18 protein-coding genes are annotated in these 16,583 nt (G+C 65.1%); 11 read left to right on the forward strand and 7 right to left on the reverse strand.

Annotated features, from left to right (window positions below; all coding sequences use genetic code 11):
• Positions 1 to 27: 27 nt before the first annotated feature.
• Positions 28 to 768, reverse strand: a complete 741-nt coding sequence (locus tag KUW17_RS17750; protein ID WP_222481560.1) for a hypothetical protein — start codon at positions 766 to 768, stop codon at positions 28 to 30.
• Between the two features lie 90 nt (positions 769 to 858).
• Between KUW17_RS17750 and KUW17_RS17755 the strand changes: the two genes are divergently transcribed.
• From KUW17_RS17755 to rnc, 5 genes are read left to right on the forward strand one after another with little or no spacing between them, the layout of a single operon-like run.
• Positions 859 to 1,440 (forward strand): MarR family winged helix-turn-helix transcriptional regulator, encoded by a 582-nt coding sequence (locus KUW17_RS17755; protein WP_222481562.1) that lies wholly within the window; start codon positions 859 to 861, stop codon positions 1,438 to 1,440.
• Between the two features lie 2 nt (positions 1,441 to 1,442).
• The gene (locus KUW17_RS17760; RefSeq protein ID WP_222481564.1) at positions 1,443 to 1,862 is read left to right on the forward strand and encodes an ABZJ_00895 family protein; all 420 of its coding nucleotides are present in this window, start codon (positions 1,443 to 1,445) and stop codon (positions 1,860 to 1,862) included.
• Positions 1,859 to 2,290, forward strand: a complete 432-nt coding sequence (gene acpS / locus KUW17_RS17765; RefSeq protein ID WP_222481566.1) for a holo-ACP synthase — start codon at positions 1,859 to 1,861, stop codon at positions 2,288 to 2,290. The genes KUW17_RS17760 and acpS overlap by 4 nt, the downstream gene beginning before the upstream one ends.
• A gap of 58 nt (positions 2,291 to 2,348) precedes the next feature.
• Positions 2,349 to 3,185, forward strand: a complete 837-nt coding sequence (gene lepB, locus KUW17_RS17770; protein ID WP_222481568.1) for a signal peptidase I — start codon at positions 2,349 to 2,351, stop codon at positions 3,183 to 3,185.
• Positions 3,182 to 3,859, forward strand: a complete 678-nt coding sequence (gene rnc, locus KUW17_RS17775; protein WP_222481570.1) for a ribonuclease III — start codon at positions 3,182 to 3,184, stop codon at positions 3,857 to 3,859. The genes lepB and rnc overlap by 4 nt, the downstream gene beginning before the upstream one ends.
• A gap of 3 nt (positions 3,860 to 3,862) precedes the next feature.
• Here rnc and KUW17_RS17780 read toward each other — a convergent pair whose 3' ends face one another.
• Entirely contained in the window at positions 3,863 to 5,245 is a 1,383-nt protein-coding gene (locus KUW17_RS17780; RefSeq protein ID WP_222481572.1) for a multicopper oxidase family protein, read from the reverse strand.
• Between the two features lie 203 nt (positions 5,246 to 5,448).
• Here KUW17_RS17780 and era point away from each other — a divergent pair, with 203 nt between their 5' ends.
• The 3 genes from era to recO all read left to right on the forward strand — a co-directional run bounded on the left by era (position 5,449) and on the right by recO (position 7,567).
• Positions 5,449 to 6,354, forward strand: coding sequence for a GTPase Era (era, locus tag KUW17_RS17785; protein WP_222481574.1), 906 nt, complete (start codon positions 5,449 to 5,451; stop codon positions 6,352 to 6,354).
• Between the two features lie 88 nt (positions 6,355 to 6,442).
• The gene (locus tag KUW17_RS17790) at positions 6,443 to 6,772 is read left to right on the forward strand and encodes a DUF1491 family protein (RefSeq protein WP_222481576.1); all 330 of its coding nucleotides are present in this window, start codon (positions 6,443 to 6,445) and stop codon (positions 6,770 to 6,772) included.
• Positions 6,773 to 6,841: 69 nt separating this feature from the next.
• Positions 6,842 to 7,567, forward strand: coding sequence for a DNA repair protein RecO (gene recO, locus KUW17_RS17795; RefSeq protein WP_222481578.1), 726 nt, complete (start codon positions 6,842 to 6,844; stop codon positions 7,565 to 7,567).
• On the opposite strand, the gene KUW17_RS17800 is transcribed toward recO, so the two are convergent.
• The 3 genes from KUW17_RS17800 to KUW17_RS17810 all read right to left on the reverse strand — a co-directional run bounded on the left by KUW17_RS17800 (position 7,551) and on the right by KUW17_RS17810 (position 10,578).
• Complete coding sequence (locus KUW17_RS17800) at positions 7,551 to 7,943, reverse strand: META domain-containing protein (protein ID WP_222481580.1); 393 nt, start codon at positions 7,941 to 7,943, stop codon at positions 7,551 to 7,553. The genes recO and KUW17_RS17800 overlap by 17 nt on opposite strands.
• Positions 7,944 to 8,031: 88 nt before the next feature.
• Positions 8,032 to 8,715: an SGNH/GDSL hydrolase family protein gene (locus KUW17_RS17805; RefSeq protein ID WP_222481582.1), complete on the reverse strand. Its 684-nt coding sequence runs from the start codon at positions 8,713 to 8,715 to the stop codon at positions 8,032 to 8,034.
• A 177-nt stretch (positions 8,716 to 8,892) separates the two neighbouring features.
• On the reverse strand, positions 8,893 to 10,578 hold the full coding sequence (locus KUW17_RS17810; protein WP_222481584.1) for an acyl-CoA dehydrogenase family protein: 1,686 nt from the start codon (positions 10,576 to 10,578) through the stop codon (positions 8,893 to 8,895).
• Positions 10,579 to 10,723: 145 nt separating this feature from the next.
• Between KUW17_RS17810 and KUW17_RS17815 the strand changes: the two genes are divergently transcribed.
• The 3 genes from KUW17_RS17815 (at position 10,724) to dgt (ending at position 13,832) form a co-directional block, all read left to right on the forward strand.
• A complete protein-coding gene (locus KUW17_RS17815; RefSeq protein ID WP_222481586.1) occupies positions 10,724 to 11,491 on the forward strand; it encodes a sulfite exporter TauE/SafE family protein in 768 nt (255 codons plus the stop codon).
• A 19-nt stretch (positions 11,492 to 11,510) separates the two neighbouring features.
• On the forward strand, positions 11,511 to 12,407 hold the full coding sequence (locus KUW17_RS17820) for a cation diffusion facilitator family transporter (protein ID WP_222481588.1): 897 nt from the start codon (positions 11,511 to 11,513) through the stop codon (positions 12,405 to 12,407).
• A 63-nt stretch (positions 12,408 to 12,470) separates the two neighbouring features.
• Positions 12,471 to 13,832, forward strand: coding sequence for a dGTP triphosphohydrolase (gene dgt / locus KUW17_RS17825; RefSeq protein WP_222481590.1), 1,362 nt, complete (start codon positions 12,471 to 12,473; stop codon positions 13,830 to 13,832).
• Here dgt and KUW17_RS17830 read toward each other — a convergent pair.
• Together KUW17_RS17830 and KUW17_RS17835 are read right to left on the reverse strand one after the other, a co-directional pair.
• Complete coding sequence (locus KUW17_RS17830) at positions 13,823 to 14,506, reverse strand: PAS domain-containing protein (RefSeq protein WP_222481592.1); 684 nt, start codon at positions 14,504 to 14,506, stop codon at positions 13,823 to 13,825. The genes dgt and KUW17_RS17830 overlap by 10 nt on opposite strands.
• A gap of 176 nt (positions 14,507 to 14,682) precedes the next feature.
• Positions 14,683 to 16,281: a phosphoenolpyruvate carboxykinase gene (locus KUW17_RS17835; protein ID WP_222481594.1), complete on the reverse strand. Its 1,599-nt coding sequence runs from the start codon at positions 16,279 to 16,281 to the stop codon at positions 14,683 to 14,685.
• Positions 16,282 to 16,583 lie beyond the last annotated feature (302 nt).

The raw sequence follows: 16,583 nt of genomic DNA on the forward strand, positions 1-16,583 counted from the left end.
GGCCAGTTCTTTTCCTCGCGGGGGTGGTCACTCCAGCTTGCCGGGCAGGCTCAGGTCGCCTGATGCGATATCGAACACATCGGTCACGCACAGCAGCGGGGCGTGGATGTTTTCATTGACCTGCAGTCCTGCCGTTACCCCGTCAAAGGCCAGCGCCTCAGCCGCCAGCGGCACCGTCAGGCTGACCTCCTTGCCGTTCAGGACCGGGGAATACCCGGGGCTGTCGATATAAAGCGGCAGACCCGGCCACGTCGCGGGCAGCGCAGGCGCCGCACCTTCGGGGATGTCCTTGACCGACAGCATCCCTTCGCCGCAGCCATCGTTGGGGGTCAGCACGACCCAATGGCTGTGCCAGCCGGCACCATCGTTGGCCAGATCGCCATCGCCGTTCTCGTCAAACAGCGGCGTGTCGTCAAAATCCGGATGCGCGGTGGCAACCAGCGCCAGCGTGCCGCTGCCAGCCTCAAAGCCCGCGGCTGACGGATCCAGCGACAGCGGCCAGACATAGGCCTGCACCCCGGCACCGCCCAGCGAGCCTGCGGCGGCCGGCACGGTGCTGCCGGCCTCACCGCCGGTTGCCATCCGGAAGGTGACATGCCCGCCGCTGCGGCTGGCATGAACGCTGCGGATGTCGGTGTCCGGCGCAATCCCTTCCTTGGCTTCCGACAGCAGCGGCTCTGCATGGGCAGCGGCGTGGCTGCCGCCCGCCTGTGCTGTTTGCCCGGCTGCCAAGGCGGCAAGCGCCGCCGCAAAATACGCGAGTTTCATTTCGACCTCCTTGGTTTCGACTCGATGTCACTTCGATAGTAGCGAGTCGATAATATTGCAATGGTAATTTTGACTCGCTATCAAGCTTGCATGACAGCGGCACATGAAATCGCCAGCCTCCTTGACCGGCTCTCGCGCCTGCATGGCACCGGGCGCCGGGCCGCCGGGCTCAACCCCGCGCAGGCGTCGGCGCTGGACTACCTCGCGCGCGCCAACCGGTTTTCCCGGACGCCGTCGGCGGTGGCCGATTACCTGTCAGCCACCCGCGGCACGATTTCCCAGACGCTGAAGTCGCTGGCCGCCAAGGGGCTGGCCGAGGAAGGGCCGGGCGGCAGCGACCGGCGTTCGCGGCGCTATGACCTGACACCGCAAGGCCGGGCCGTGGCCGATGCGCTGGACGCCAAGCCGCCCGTGGACCTGCCGGACCGCAAGATGGAGGACGTCCGGGATGCGCTGCGGCAGCTGGTCAGGGGCATGATCAAAGCCCGCGGCGGGCGCAGCTTCGGCCTGTGCCGCAGCTGCCGCCATCACCGGACGTCTGCTCAGGGCGCCCATTGCGCGCTGCTGGACGTGCCGCTGCAAGACGAGGAAACAACGCAGATCTGCCAGGAGCATGAGCCGGGCAGCGCGGAAAATACGCAGGCCGATGGCTGCGATGCGGGGGGAGGGTGAATATGCAGGTCAATCTGATCCGTTACGGTCTTTGGTGGATGGGGGCCTCTGTCGCGATGCTGCTGGCAGGCCTCCTGCTGGGGCAATTCGGGATCGCCATGCCCGCAGGGCTGGCGACCGTGCTGCCGCCGATGATCGCCTCTGTTGTGGAAGGCATGCGCATTGCCCGGGCCACCCGCGCACCCCTGCCGGGCAGGGATGCCTGGATCTGCGCCGCGGCAATGACCGGGGTGGTGGCGGTGCTGACCATCATCCAACTGCCGCTCTACTGGAACAGCCCGATGGTTACAGAGGCGCGGCAGACAATTCCCTTTGTCTACCTCGCGGGCATTTTCCTGCTCCTGCTGGCCGTCATCCTGATGGTCAACCGCCTGTTCCTGGGCCATGGCATCAAACTGGGTCTGAAGCGGCTGGAAGAATGATTCTGGGCATCGGAACCGACCTCGCCAATATCGAGCGCATCCAGCGCACCCTGGACCGGTTCGGCGACCGCTTCCGCAACCGGGTGTTCACCGAGACCGAGCAGCGCAAGGCGGAGCGCCGCCGCGACGTGGCCGGCACCTACGCCAAGCGCTGGGCCGCCAAGGAGGCCTGTTCCAAGGCGCTGGGGACCGGCCTGCGCATGGGCATCGCCTGGAAGGACATGGCGGTCTCCAACCTGCGCACCGGGCAGCCGGTGATGCATGTGACCGGCTGGGCCGCGGAGCGGCTGCGCGAGATGACCCCGCCCGGCCACGAGGCAGTGATTCACGTGACATTGACCGATGACCACCCCTGGGCGCAGGCCTTTGTGCTGATCGAAGCCCGTCCCATTGCCGTGAACCCGGCGGAATTGCCCTCCGGAACTTGACTTGCCCCCTTCAGGCCCGCATGTAGCCCCGGACCCTGTTTCCAAACCGGAGAGCCTGATGACGGCCAAAGCAAAGACCGGCAGTTCGATCCTCGAGACGGTGAAGACCATCGTCTACGCGCTGCTGATCGCCGGTGTCTTCCGCACCCTGTTCTTCCAGCCCTTCTGGATTCCGTCCGGTTCGATGAAGGAAACCCTGCTGATCGGGGATTTCCTGTTCGTGAACAAGATGGCCTATGGCTATTCCTATGCCTCCTGCCCCAGCATCCGTTTCCCGGCGGTTGGCCTGAACATCGACGCCAAGAACATCTGCGGCTTCCTGGACGGCGACAACACCCGCCTGATCGGCGGCGAGCCGGAGCGCGGCGATGTGGTGGTATTCCGCCATCCGGTGAACGGCAACGACTTCATCAAGCGGCTGATCGGCCTTCCGGGCGACAAGATCCAGATGAAGAACGGGGTGCTGTTCATCAACGGTGAAGCGGTGAAGCTGCAGGATGCCGGCGAGTTCGAGGAAGTGATGGAGCGCCAGGGGCCGCAGGGCTCGATGCCGCGCTGCGAAAACGCGCCGGTGGGCCAGGGCGCCATCTGCAAGAAGTCGCGCCAGGTCGAAACCCTGCCCGGCGGCAACGAGCATGTGATCCTGAACATCACCAACCAGGGCATGGACCACACCAGCGTCTACCAGGTGCCCGAAGGGCATTACTTCTTCATGGGCGACAACCGCGACAACTCCTCGGACAGCCGCCTGCCGCAGTCCGCGGGCGGTGTGGGTTTCGTGCCGTTTGAAAACCTGATCGGCCGCGCCGACCGGATCATGTTCTCCTCTGCCGGGCGTTCGATGCTCTATTTCTGGACCTGGCGGAGCGACCGTTTCTTCAAGGGGATCCAGTGAAGCTGTCCAAGGAACTGCGCGCGTTCGAGGAGCGGATCGGGCACAAGTTTGCCCGCCCCGACCTGCTGCAGCGCGCCGTGACCCATGCCTCCGTCTCCTCCTCCACCCGCAAGGACAACCAGCGGCTGGAGTTTCTGGGCGACCGGGTGCTGGGGCTGGTGATGGCCGCCGCGCTCCTGGAGCACGACAAGACCGCCAGCGAGGGCCAGCTGGCGCCGCGTTTCAACGCGCTGGTGCGCAAGGAGGCCTGCGCCGATGTCGCCAAGGAAATCGACCTTGGCGCGGTGCTGAAGCTGGGCCGCTCCGAGATGATGTCCGGCGGGCGGCGCAAGCAGGCGCTGCTGGGCGATGCGATGGAGGCGGTGATTGCCGCAGTCTACAAGGACGCGGGTTTTGACGCAGCGGCGGAGATGATCCTGCGCCTGTGGGGCAATCGCATCCATCAGGTCGAAAGCGATGCGCGCGATGCCAAGACCTCGCTTCAGGAATGGGCGCAGGCGCGCGGGCAGAAGCCGCCGGCCTATGTTGAGGTTTCCCGCAGCGGCCCGGACCACGCGCCGGTCTTCACCATCGCGGCGCGCCTTCAGGACGGCACCGAGGCGCAGGCCACCGCAGGCTCCAAGCGTCAGGCCGAACAGGCTGCCGCCAAGGCGCTGCTGGAACAGCTGGGATAGGTCTCAGACCACGCGGATATAGCCCGCAAGCCCGGTTTTCTGGTGCTCGATCACATGGCAATGGAACGCCCAGTCGCCGGGATTGTCCGCGACCAAGGCAATCTCGGCCACCTCGTCCTTCAGCAGCAGCATTGTGTCGGTCACCAGCGGCGGCAGTGTCCGCAGGTTGGAGCGGATCGGCACAAATGCCAGCCCGTGCAGATGGATCGGGTGCAGGTTCGGCGATTCGTTCCTGAGCCGCAGCACATAGCTTTTGCCGCGGTCCAGCACCGCCAGCGGCTCGGTGCCCTTGGCCGCATCGCCGGCCCAGGGGGTGCGGTTGATCGACCAGAAGCTGTAGCCCATCGAGCCGCAGTAGCCGTCATTCGGCGGCCCGCCCTCCGGCGTCCAGCCAAAGACGAAGTCATGCATCTCAGCCTGCGTCAGGTCCGGCCTGGAAACCGGGTTGGCAGGCAGCGGCTTCAGCTCCCGCAAATCCCGCACCAGGTCCGCGCCAACGGACCTCAGCCGCGCCATGGTGCGCGTGGGCTGGCCTGGAAGCTCTGCCAGTAGCTCCGCCGACTGCCCCTCGTCTGCGGGCATCCGCACTGCAAAATCCACCCGCTGTCCGGGGCCAACCAGCAACGGCGCCTTGGCCGAGGGCAGGGGCAGCTCAATCGCTACCGGATGCCCGTCCCAGGCAATGATCCGCGCCTGATCGGTGCTGAGGTGCAGTTTGTAGATCCGGGTGGTGTCGGAGTTCACCACCCTGAGCCGCACCAAACCGCCGGCCGGATGATCATAGACCGGCGCTTGCAGCCAGTTCGCGGTCAGCACATTGCCATGTGTCCCGCCGCGTGCGGCCCCGCGCGCGGTGTAATAGGGCAGGAAGGCGCCGTCCTCATCCAGCCAGAAATCCCGCAGATTGATTACCTGATCGGCGTCGAACCCGGGATCTTCCGCTTCCCGGATCACCATCACCCCGGTCAGCCCATGCGCCATCTGCGCCATGGTCATGCAGTGCGGGTGATACCAATAGGTGCCGGCATCCGGCGGGGTGAATTCATACTCGAACACCTCGCCGCCCGCGATGGGCATCTGGGTCAGGTACGGCACCCCGTCCATCGCGTTGGCAATCCGCAGCCCGTGCCAATGCATCGCGGTGTAATCTTCGGTGCCATTGGCCACCCGCAGCCGCATGGGCTTGCCCTGGGTGCCATACAGAACCGGCGGCGGCGCATCTGGCGACAGGCTCACCAGCCCCTGGGTCGGCGTCTCACGGAAAGTAAAGCTGGCAGGCTGGATGGTCAGATGCTGCGCTGCTGGCGTGCCCGCGAGGCTCCATCCCCCCGCGCCAAGCGCCCCGGCAGATGCAGCAGTCCCAAGCAGAAAGTCCCGGCGGTTCATCAGGCAGGCCCCCTTGTGTGCTCTCGAAGAAAGGCCTGGCTGTCAGATTGGCTTGGCGCTGCGGTTTTCACACGGGATCTGCCACAGGTCTTTGACATAGGGCAAGCCTGTGAGATTGTGCCTGAAACCCGGTTTCAAAACGCCTCTGGCCCCTGTGGGTAAAATCCTGTAGGGGATCGGCTCTGCAAACAGGATGTGTATTGATGACCACACGCGCCGGATTCGTTGCCCTGATCGGAGAGCCCAACGCGGGCAAATCCACCCTTCTGAACCGCATGGTCGGGGCCAAGGTCTCGATCGTGACCCACAAGGTGCAGACCACCCGTGCCCGCATCCGCGGCGTGGCGATGGAGGGCGACGCGCAGCTGGTGTTCGTTGACACCCCCGGCCTGTTCAAGCCCCGCCGCCGCCTGGACCGCGCGATGGTGGCCGCCGCCTGGGGCGGTGCCGCGGACGCTGACGTTGTGGTGCTGATGGTGGAGGCCCACCGCGGCATTACCGAAGGCGTTGAAACCATCCTCGAAGGCCTTGCTGAAATCGGCGAGGGCCGCACCGTGGCCTTGGCAATCAACAAGATCGACAAGGTGCCGGCCGAAAAATTGCTGGGTCTCGCCCAGGATCTGAACAGCCGCTACACATTTGCCGAAACCTTCATGATCTCGGCAGAGCGCGGCCATGGCGTCGACGACCTGCGCCAGTGGCTGGCGGGCAAGCTGCCGGAAAGCCCCTGGCTCTACCCCGAGGACCAGATCGCCGACCTGCCGATGCGGATGATCGCGGCGGAAATGACCCGCGAGAAGCTGACCCTCCGCCTGCACCAGGAGCTGCCCTACCAGCTGACCGTCGAGACCGAGAAATGGGAAGAGCGCAAGGACGGCTCGGCCCGGGTCGACCAGATCATCTATGTGGTCCGCGACGGGCATAAGGGCATCGTGCTGGGCAAGCGCGGCGAGACCATCAAGTCCGTCTCTCAGGCCGCCCGTGCCGAGCTGGAGGAATTCCTGGGCCGCAAGGTGCATCTGTTCCTGCAGGTGAAGGTGCGCCCGAACTGGCTGGAAGAGGCCGAGCGCTATTCCGAAATGGGCCTCGACTTCAAGGACGGCAATTGACGCCGCCCATGTATTTCACCTTTGCAAAAATACTCCCGCCGGAGGCTCCCGCACTCGCCTTGCGCGCGGGCGCTGGCGAAGGTGCGGCATGACCCGCCTCACCGCCCGGTTCTGGGTTGACGCCTACCTGGCCCGCCTGCGGTTTCAGGACATCCCGGCCTTCATCACCTCTCATGGCGACGACACCGCCGGCGCGGTGCTGGTCAAGCTCAACACGCTGGACGGCCAGGCCCGCGCCTTTCACCGCACCTATGACCTGATGAGCGGCAACCGCAAATGGGATGAGCTGGCCGCCGGGGGCGAGGCGGAGGTCGACGACTCCATCCGCCGCCAGCGCCAATTCGACCCCGACCTCTGGGTGATTGAGGTCGAGGACCGGCAGGGCCGCCACCTGCTGGACGAACCCGGTCTGGAATGATCCTGCCGCTTGCAGCCCGCCCGGCAATGCGCTCTGGTGGGGCGGACCGCAGGACAGGGAGGCCCGGTGTTGGAGTGGCGTGATCACGGCATATTGCTTTCGGTGCGCCGCCACGGCGAAAGCTCGGCCATCATCGACGTTTTCACTGAGGAACACGGGCGTCACGCGGGCATGGTCCGCGGCGGCGCCAGCCGCAAAATGGCGCCCATCCTGCAGCCCGGTGCGCAGCTGGACGTGACCTGGCGGGCGCGGCTGGAGGATCACCTCGGCAGCTACCACGCCGAACCGCTGCGCAGCCGGGCGGCGGCGGCGCTGTCCGGGCGGCTGGCGCTGGCAGGACTCAACACGGTCACCGCGCTTCTGTCCTTCTGCTTGCCGGAGCGCGAGCCGCATCCGGATCTTTATACCCGCAGCGAACGGCTGCTGGATCTTCTGGGAAATGAGGCGCTCTGGCCGCTCGCCTACCTGCGCTGGGAGATGGCGCTCTTGGAGGAGATGGGCTTTGGACTGGACTTGTCGGCCTGCGCCGTGACCGGCAGCCGCTTCGGGCTGGCCTATGTCTCGCCGAAAACGGGGCGGGCTGTTTCACGTGAAGGCGCCGGCGGCTGGGCGGACCGGCTGCTGCCGCTGCCGCCGGTGACGCTGGGCCAGGGCGATGCAGAAGATGCCGAAATCGTGCTGGCCCTGCGCACCACTGGCTATTTCCTGGAGGCGCATCTGGCACCGTCGCTGGGCAACCACCCGCCGCCGGAGGCGCGCCGGCGGCTGCTGGATCTGCTCAGCCGCCGGCTTTGAACAGCATCTCGCGCCCTGCCTCATTGCTGAGGATCAGCACATCGCCGGACACTTCCGCCAGCGTCATTTCCTCCAGCGCCTTAAGAAAAGCCGCCTCCTCTGCCAGCTGCGGGCAGGCTGCGCGGGTCACGGCCAGCGGCCCGGTCTCGAACCAGGGATAGGGCGCGGTCTGGCTGCCGTGAAAGCTGTTGCAGGGTGCGCGGCCGGCAACCTTGCCGGGTTCAGGGAAGGACAGGGTGGCGGCGGCGGCAAACGGGGCGCCGTCAATGCTGTGCAGCTGCCACGTCTTGCCCGCGGCGCCATAGGCCGACAAGGTTTCGTCGCCGGTGCAGGCACTGGCCAGCAGCATGGAACAGATCAAGGCGGTTCGCCGCATCAGGGCCTCCAGCAACCATGGATAGGCGCAGTCTGAAAGGCAGCAGCAGGTAACACAAGACCGCAGCCGGGAAAGTGGCCAAACGGCCTCAGTTCGCGCGAATGATTTCAGCGACCTTGCGGCCGATCTCACTGCTGGCCTTGACCGACGGGTGGATCATGTCCAGCGCGTGATAGGAACGGTCGCCATAGGGCACCATGTCCTTGTTCGACAGGAAGTAGATGCCCTCATCCTGTTCCGCCATCCTGCCAATGCGGGCTTCCAGCTCGTTGCCCTCGTCGCGGCAGTGCTCGATCATCGACCCCACCCCGGGGCTGCGCAGGTAGCCGACATAGATCACCCTGGCGCCGGTTGCGCGCAGCTCCGACAGCATCGCGGGAATGGCCCCGTCGCGCCCGTCAGCCGAGATCAGCTTGTCCATCTTGCGGTCGCAGGCAAAGCAGCCGCAGCCGAGCCACAGGTCGTTGCCGCCGCCGTTCACGATTACCCAGTCCCATTCCCCGGGGGTGTACTGCTTGCCGATGTTCATCCCGGCGGCCCCCGATATGGGCAGCTTGTAAAGGATCCGCGCGGCTGAAACCGAACGGTCCACCACTGGTTCCTGCAATTCCCGCGACACCGTGTCCGAGATGGATTTGCCCGCCAGGCTGTGCCAGGCCAGAAGGGAATCCCCCATCGCCAGAATGCGGGGGGACTGGTCCGGCGGCACCGCACCGCCGCAGGCGGACAGCAGAAGCAGAAACGGCAGAAGGAGGCGGCGCAAGAGTGTCATGCCCCCTTGTTAAACAGGTTTCCCCTGGGTGCGAACAGCCCGAAACGGAAACAGATTTATTTTGCGCTGCGGTTGCAGGCCGGACGCATGCCGCGCAGTTCCGGACAGCGCAAAAAAGCCCGGCGCGAACGCCGGGCAAGAAGGGGATTGCTCCCCTGCGGTAGTAACTGGCGGCGCTCAGCCCAGCAGGCGGCGGGCAATGACCTGCGCCTGGATCTCGGCAGCGCCCTCGAAAATGTTGAGGATGCGGGCGTCGCACAGCACGCGGGAGATCTTGTATTCCATCGCAAAACCGTTGCCGCCGTGGATCTGCAGCCCGTTGTCGGCGGCCGCCCAGGCAACCCGCGCGCCCAGGAGCTTGGCCATGCCGGCCTCCAGGTCGCAGCGGTGGCCGTGGTCCTTTTCCCAGGCCGAGAAATAGGTCAGCTGCCGGGCGATCATGATCTCCACCGCCATCATCGCCAGCTTGCCGGATACCCGCGGGAAGTTGATCAGCGACTTGCCGAACTGCTTGCGCTCCTGCGCGTATTGCATGGCAATATCCAGCGCCGACTGCGCCACGCCGATGGCACGGGCCGCGGTCTGGATGCGGGCCGATTCAAAGGTCTCCATCAGCTGCTTGAAGCCCTTGTTCTCCTCGCCGCCCAGCAGGTTTTCCTGCTTCACGTGGAAATTGTCGAAGCCGAGCTCGTATTCCTTCATGCCGCGGTAGCCCAGCACCTCGATCTCGCCGCCGGTCATGCCCGGGGTGGGGAAGGGCGCCTCGTCGGTGCCCGGGGTCTTTTCCGCCAGGAACATCGACAATCCGCGGTGGTCGGTGGTGTTCGGATCGGTGCGTGCCAGCAGCGTCATCACATGGGTGCGGGCGGCGTGGGTGATCCAGGTCTTGTTGCCGGTGATCTTGTAATCACCGTTCTCGTCCTTCACCGCGCGGGTGCGCAGGGAGCCGAGGTCGGAGCCGGTGTTCGGCTCTGTGAAGACGGCGGTCGGCAGGATCTCGGCGCTGGCCAGTTTCGGCAGCCAGTTGGCCTTCTGCTCGTCGGTGCCGCCGCACAGGATCAGCTCCGCCGCGATTTCAGAGCGGGTGCCCAGCGAGCCAACACCGATATAGCCGCGCGACAGCTCCTCGGAAACCACCACCATCGAGGCCTTCGACAGGCCGAACCCGCCGTATTCCTCCGGGATGGTCAGGCCGAAGACGCCCATCTCGGCCAGTTCCTCGATCACTTCCATCGGGATCAGCTCATCCTTCAGGTGCCACTCGTGGGCATTCGGCTCGACCTTCTCCACCGCATAGCGGCGGAACTGGTCGCGGATCATCTCCAGCTCTTCCTCCAGGCCGGAGTTGCCGAACATGGTGGAACCGGCCTGTTCCTCCATCAGCTCCACCAGCCGGGTGCGGGCGGCCTGGCTGTTGCCTTGGGCGCAGAGCGTTTCCACCGCAGGCACATTCAGGCCGCTGAGGGACTCCTGGCCGACGCCCAGATCCTGCAGGCGGATGATCTCGCCCTGGTTCATCTGGATGCCGCCGCTCACCTGCAGCAGGTACTCGCCGAAACCGATCTGGTGGATCAGCTGCTCCATCTCGCCGAATTTGCCCTCGGCCTGCAGCTTCTCTGCCCATTTCTGCATCTGCCGCAGGCAGTAGACGTAGGTGGCAAGCCACGACAGCCCGTGCGCCGCCACCTGGTTTTCCTCGATCAGGCGGCCGGATACCCGGCCCTCCTCGCTCACCATGTCCCGGACCGAGGCGCGCGCGGCCTCAAACAGCTGGTCCAGCGGTTCCAGCGATGCGGCGGTCAGCGCCAGCAGGTCGGGAATGAGAGTCGGTTTCATATGCAAGTCCTGTCCGTCGTGGGCCATGAATCAGATCCTTCTTCGGTCGCCCGGTGGTAAATCATTTTGCAGGTGCAGCGCAACAAAAATACTCACTGGTGCGTCATTTGGATCAAATCTTGCGTGCTGATTTTGCCGGTGCAGCACGCGGAAGATGTGATAGAGCGGAGGCATGACTGCATTGTTTTCGCTTCTTTCCCCGGCAGAGCTGGCAGCGGGTTTTGGCATTGCGCTGCTGGCCGGCACGGTCAAGGGGCTGGTTGGCTTTGCCATGCCGATGATCCTGATCTCGGGTCTCAGCATGTTTCTGGCACCGGATCTGGCGCTGGCAGGGCTGATCCTGCCCACCTTGATCACCAACGGGATGCAGGCGCTGCGGCAGGGGCCGGGCGCGGCGGTGGCCTCGATCCGCAAGTTCCGGGTGTTTCTGCTGATCGGCCTTGTCTGCCTGCTGCTGAGCGCCCAGACGGTGCGGCTGCTGCCGCAGCAGGCGCTGCTCCTGGTGATTGGCCTGCCGGTCACGGTCTTTGCCTGTATCCAACTGATGGGAATGACATTCTCCATTTCCAACCCCTCCCGCCGCAGCGAGGCCGTGGTGGGCGGTATCGCGGGTCTGATTGGCGGTGTTTCCGGCGTCTGGGGACCGCCGACGGTTGCATACCTTACGGCCCTGAATACTGAAAAGACAGAGCAGATCCGGGTTCAGGGGGTGATCTACGGTCTCGGCGCGGTGGCGCTGCTGGTGGCCCACATCGGGTCGGGCGTGATGCGGGCGGAAACCGCGCCTTTCTCGCTGGCGCTGATTGTTCCGGCCGTGGCGGGCATGTGGATCGGCGGGCAGATGCACGACCGGATCGACCAGGCGCTGTTCCGGCGGGTGACGCTGGTGGTGCTGTTGATCGCCGGTCTGAACCTGCTGCGCCGCGGCTTGCTGATGTAGCGGGAAGGGCAGGGGCGCCATGCATCAACGGCTCAGCGCAGAACAGCTGGCAACCGGTTCCATCCTGATCGCGCTTTCGGTCATGGCGCTGAAGGTTGCTGCCTGGATGATGACCGGCTCCGTGGCGCTCTTGTCGGACGCGCTGGAATCGCTGGTGAACATCGGCGGCGCGGTGATGGCCTGGTTCGCGGTGCGCTATGCCCAGCGGCCTCCCGATGCAGGCCACCCCTACGGCCACCACAAGGCCGAATACTTCTCGGCGGTGATCGAGGGCATCCTGATCGTGATTGCCGCGCTGGTGATCCTGCATGAGGCCATCAGCGCGCTGACCCGCGCAAGTGACGCCGACTGGGGCGCGGCGGGCATGGGGGTGAACGCGCTGGCGATGCTGGTGAACCTGGCCTGGGCGCGGGTGCTGCTGCGCGCGGGCGGGCGGCTGAAATCCCCGGCCCTGTCAGCCGGCGGCCGCCACCTGATGAGCGACGTCTGGACCTCCGCCGGGGTGCTGGCGGGGCTGGGGCTGGCGCTTGCCACCGGCTGGGCGGTGCTCGATCCGCTGCTGGCGCTGCTGGTCGGCGTCAACATCCTGCGCGAAGGCTGGCTGGTAATCGCCGCATCCGTGAACGGCCTGATGGACACCGCCGCCCCCGAAGGCGAGCGCGCCCGGATCGAGGAGATCATCCACCGCACCGCCAATGGCGCGATGCAGGTGCACGGGCTGAAAACCCGCCGCGCCGGCCGCGCGTTGTTTGTCGAGTTCCACATGGTGGTCGACGGTGCCATGACGGTGCGCGCCGCCCATGACATCTGCGACCGCCTAGAGGCCGCCCTGCGCGCTGCCATCCCGGGCATGCAGGTGGTGATTCACGTGGAGCCGGAGCACAAGCTGGAGCCCGCCGGGATCGCGCCGCGCTGAAGCGTTTGCATTTCCTTGCCGCCTCCCGTTTAAGCGCTCTCAAACAGGCAAAGGAGCAGGCACATGGCAATGGAGTGGAACAGGCTGCTGAACCCGGGGCGGCTGTGCCGCCCGGAGTATCCCGAAGCCCCGGGGCGCGAGGCCTATCTGCAGGACTATGACCGCATCCTGTTCTCCGAGCCGTTCCGCCGGCTGGCGCAGAAAACCCAGGTGCACCCGCTTTACAGCCACGACCATGTTCACCACCGGATGATTCACAGCATGGAGACCTGCAGCGTCGGCCGCTCACTGGGTTCCGGTGTCGGCCAGGCGCTGCTGGCAGCAGACCGCATCACCCCCGATCAGGTGCTGCGCATAGCGGGCCACGTTCAGGCCGCCTGCCTGCTGCATGACATCGGCAACCCGCCCTTCGGCCATTCCGGCGAGGACAGCATCGGCGGCTGGTTCGCGATGCAGTTCCGCGCAGACAAGGGCTTGGCCTCTCAGGTGCCGGCAGCCGAGCAGGCCGAGTTTGCCCATTTTGAGGGCAACGCCCAGGGCCTGCGCATCGCCGGGCGGCTGGAAATGGCCCGGCGCGAGGGCGGCATGCGGCTCAGCTACGCGACGCTGGGCGCCTTCCTGAAATACCCCTGCACCCGCCAGGTGCGCGATGCCGTTTGCGGCCATGGCCCGGCGCCCTACGCGGGCCTCAAGAAATTCGGCGTCTTTGCCTCCGACACCGCGCTGCTGGATGAAATCTGCACCGCCACCGGCATGATCCGCGAAGGCGCCGGCTGGTACCGCCGCCACCCGCTCGCCTTCCTGGTCGAGGCCGCGGACGACATCTGCTACCGTATCATGGATATCGAGGACGCAGGCGCGGTGGGCGACCTGGACCGCGCAGACGTGGCCGCGGTGCTGGAAGACATCACCGGCAAGCGCAACCGCGAGGAAGACGCCGCAATGCCGCTGGGCGAGCGTGTCGCCTTGTTGCGTGCACTGGCCATCGGCGCCGCCACCAGCGCCGCCGTGCAGGCCTTCCTGGACAATTACGACGCCATCATGAGCGGCGAATTCGACGGTGACCTGATCGGCGCATCCGCCAAGGCGGACGCCTTTGCCGAGCTGCAGCGCCTGTCGGTGGAGCGGATCTTTGCCGCCCGCCGCAAGACAGAGCTTGAGGTCGCGGGCCGCCAGGTCCTGCACCGCATCCTCGGCCACTTCCACGGGCTGTACACTGACCTTGCCGCCTGCGGCTGGGATCCGGCCAGGCTCGGCAAGGAGCATCCCCACTGGGCACAGCTGATCCGCGCCGTGGACCTGGACCTGCGCGGGGTAGAGGACCCATATACCGCCATGCATTCGCTGGCGGATTTCGTCTCCGGCATGACCGACCGCTACGCGGTCAAGGTCCGGGACATGGTTTCCGGGTCCCTTCAGGCCTGATCGGCTTCCCTGGCGCGCATGATCTTTTCCCGGGCCGCGCTGTCGCGGCCCGCCATCTGGTCGGTGATCCGGTTTGCCCAGGTGTTGTTCTCGTCCGCCAGCGCCTTGATCTCACGCGCCAGAAAGGCAAAACCCTGGCCGGCTTTCCCGGCCCGGGCAGCCTCGATTCCCGCGTTGATGGCCAGAATGGACAGTTTCTGTACCGACCGCAGGATGTTCTCTGCCAATTTCAGGATTTCGGCATTGTCCGCTTCGGTCTTCTGCAGGGTGACTTCCAGCTGCTTGCGCAGGCTGACTTCGGCCGAGGCATCCACCACCAGCCCTTCGAGGAAAACCATCTCTCCGCTGTCGTCGTAGACTGCGTTGCCGCGCTCGCGGACCCAGGCGGCTGAGCCGTCGGCCCGGTGCAGCCGGTAGGCAACGTCCCAGTTCTCCCCGGCTTCTATGGCAGCGTCCACGTCGGCAAAAACGCGGTCAATGTCGTCGGCATGGGTCAAGCCGACGTATGACACCTTCGAATTTCCAATAATGTCTGATTTCGGGCAGCCGCACAGCTTCTCGACCTGCCCGGCCATGAACTGCATCGTGAAATTCTCGTCATTGGCGCAGCGGTACACAAAGGCGCTGCCGGAGCTGAAAATGCTGTTGAAAACTGTCAAAGCCTCTTTGTCCATTCTGGCCCCTCCCTGGGTGCGGCGCAAATCTGAAAGAAACAGCCGCAAAGCTGTGCTTGCGGAAAATTTGCGGAGGAAAGGGTTAAGAAATGGTTTCCGTGAAATTTTATTTCCTGAAATGAAAAACCCCGGCGAAAAGGCCGGGGTTTTCTTTACTCAGAGGAATTTGCGAAGCGTCAGCCGATGGCTGCGGCCTTCACGTCCTCGTCGATGAACGGCAGGTACTGCTCGAAGTTGTCGGAGAACATCTGCACCAGCTTGGCCGCCTGGGTGTCGTAGGCGTCCTTGTCGTCCCAGGTGCGGCGCGGATCCAGCAGCAGTTCCGGCACGCCCGGCACGTTGACCGGCACGTCAAAGCCGAAGTTCGCGTCCTTGCGGAATTCCGCGTCCGCCAGCGAGCCGTCCAGTGCAGCAGTCAGCAGAGCGCGGGTTGCCTTGATCGGCATCCGGCTGCCGGTGCCATAGGCGCCGCCGGTCCAGCCGGTGTTCACCAGCCAGCAGGTGGCGCCGTGCTGGGCGATCTTCTCGCGCAGCAGGTTGCCGTAGACCTCCGGGCGGCGCGGCATGAAGGGCGCGCCGAAGCAGGTGGAGAAGGTCGGCTCCGGCTCGGTCACGCCGCGCTCGGTGCCGGCCACCTTGGAGGTGAAGCCGGACAGGAAGTGGTACATCGCCTGCGCCGGGGTCAGCCGCGCGATCGGAGGCAGCACGCCGAAGGCATCGCAGGTCAGCATGATGATGTTCTTCGGGTGGCCGCCGCGGGCGCTGGACGATGCATTGGAGATGTAATGCAGCGGGTAGGCGCAGCGCATGTTGGCGGTCAGGCTGTCGTCGTTGAAATCCAGTTCCTTGGTCTCCGGGTCGAACACCATGTTCTCGATCACGGTGCCGAACTTGGAGGTGGTGGCGTAGATTTCCGGCTCTGCCTCGGGGTTCAGGTTGATGGTCTTGGCATAGCAGCCGCCCTCGAAATTGAAGGTGCCGTTATTGGCCCAGCCGTGCTCGTCATCGCCGATCAGCACCCGGTCCGGGTCGGCCGACAGGGTGGTCTTGCCGGTTCCGGAGAGGCCGAAGAACACGGCGGTATCGACCGGGTTGCCCTTGGCGTGGTTGGCGGAGCAGTGCATCGGCATGATGCCTTTTTCAGGCAGCAGGTAGTTCAGCAGGGTGAACACCGATTTCTTGTTTTCGCCCGCGTATTCGGTGCCGCCGATCAGGATCATCTTCTTGTCGAAGTTCATCGCGATGACCGTCTCGCTGCGGCAGTCGTGCCGCTTGGGGTCGGCCTGGAAGCTGGGGCAGTTGATGACGGTGAAATCGGCGATGAAATCATCCAGGTCTTCGCGGTCCGGACGGCGCAGCATGGTGCGGATGAACAGGTTGTGCCAGGCCAGCTCGGTCACCATGCGGACGTTGATCGCATGCGCCGGGTCGGCACCGCCCACCAAGTCCTGGACGTAGTAGTCCTTGCCCTTCATGTGCTCCAGCATGTCGGCATAGAGCGCGTCAAAGCCCTCGGCGCTCATCGCCGCGTTGTTGTCCCACCAGATGGTGTCGCGCACGCTGTCGGTCTTGACGACATGCTTGTCCTTGGGCGAGCGGCCGGTGAATTTGCCGGTGGTGACCAGGAAGGCGCCGCCATTGCCCAGCGTGCCTTCGCCGCGCTGCAGCGCGGCTTCGATCAGCGCCGGCTCCATGAAGTTGTAATAGACATTGCCCAGACCCTCGATGCCCTGATCTTCGAGGCGGAATTGCGGGTTAACCCGTCCAGATGTCATGCGTTTTTTCTCCTGTGGCGGCGCGGGCGGCACGCAGGCTGCGCGGCTGCGCCAATGGGGCAATAGAAACGGCATCGCTGCCGGTGCGAAGGTCTTAACATGGCGTTTTAGGCGGTGAACAGGCCGGTTTCATCTAGTTAGCGCCACCAAGCCAATGTTTAGCGCAACCATTGATTTCGCCGCAGGCAGCTGCCTGAATGTTTGGCTCTGTTCAGCTGGCGCTAAGGTATTTTTGCCCTAATCGGGCCCAAAGATTGCCCCGATTCTTCAAATGGGATTGATTCGGCGCACTATAACGGCGA

Origin of the sequence: Leisingera aquaemixtae, assembly GCF_019801145.1 — a bacterium.
Classification (GTDB): domain Bacteria; phylum Pseudomonadota; class Alphaproteobacteria; order Rhodobacterales; family Rhodobacteraceae; genus Leisingera; species Leisingera aquaemixtae_A.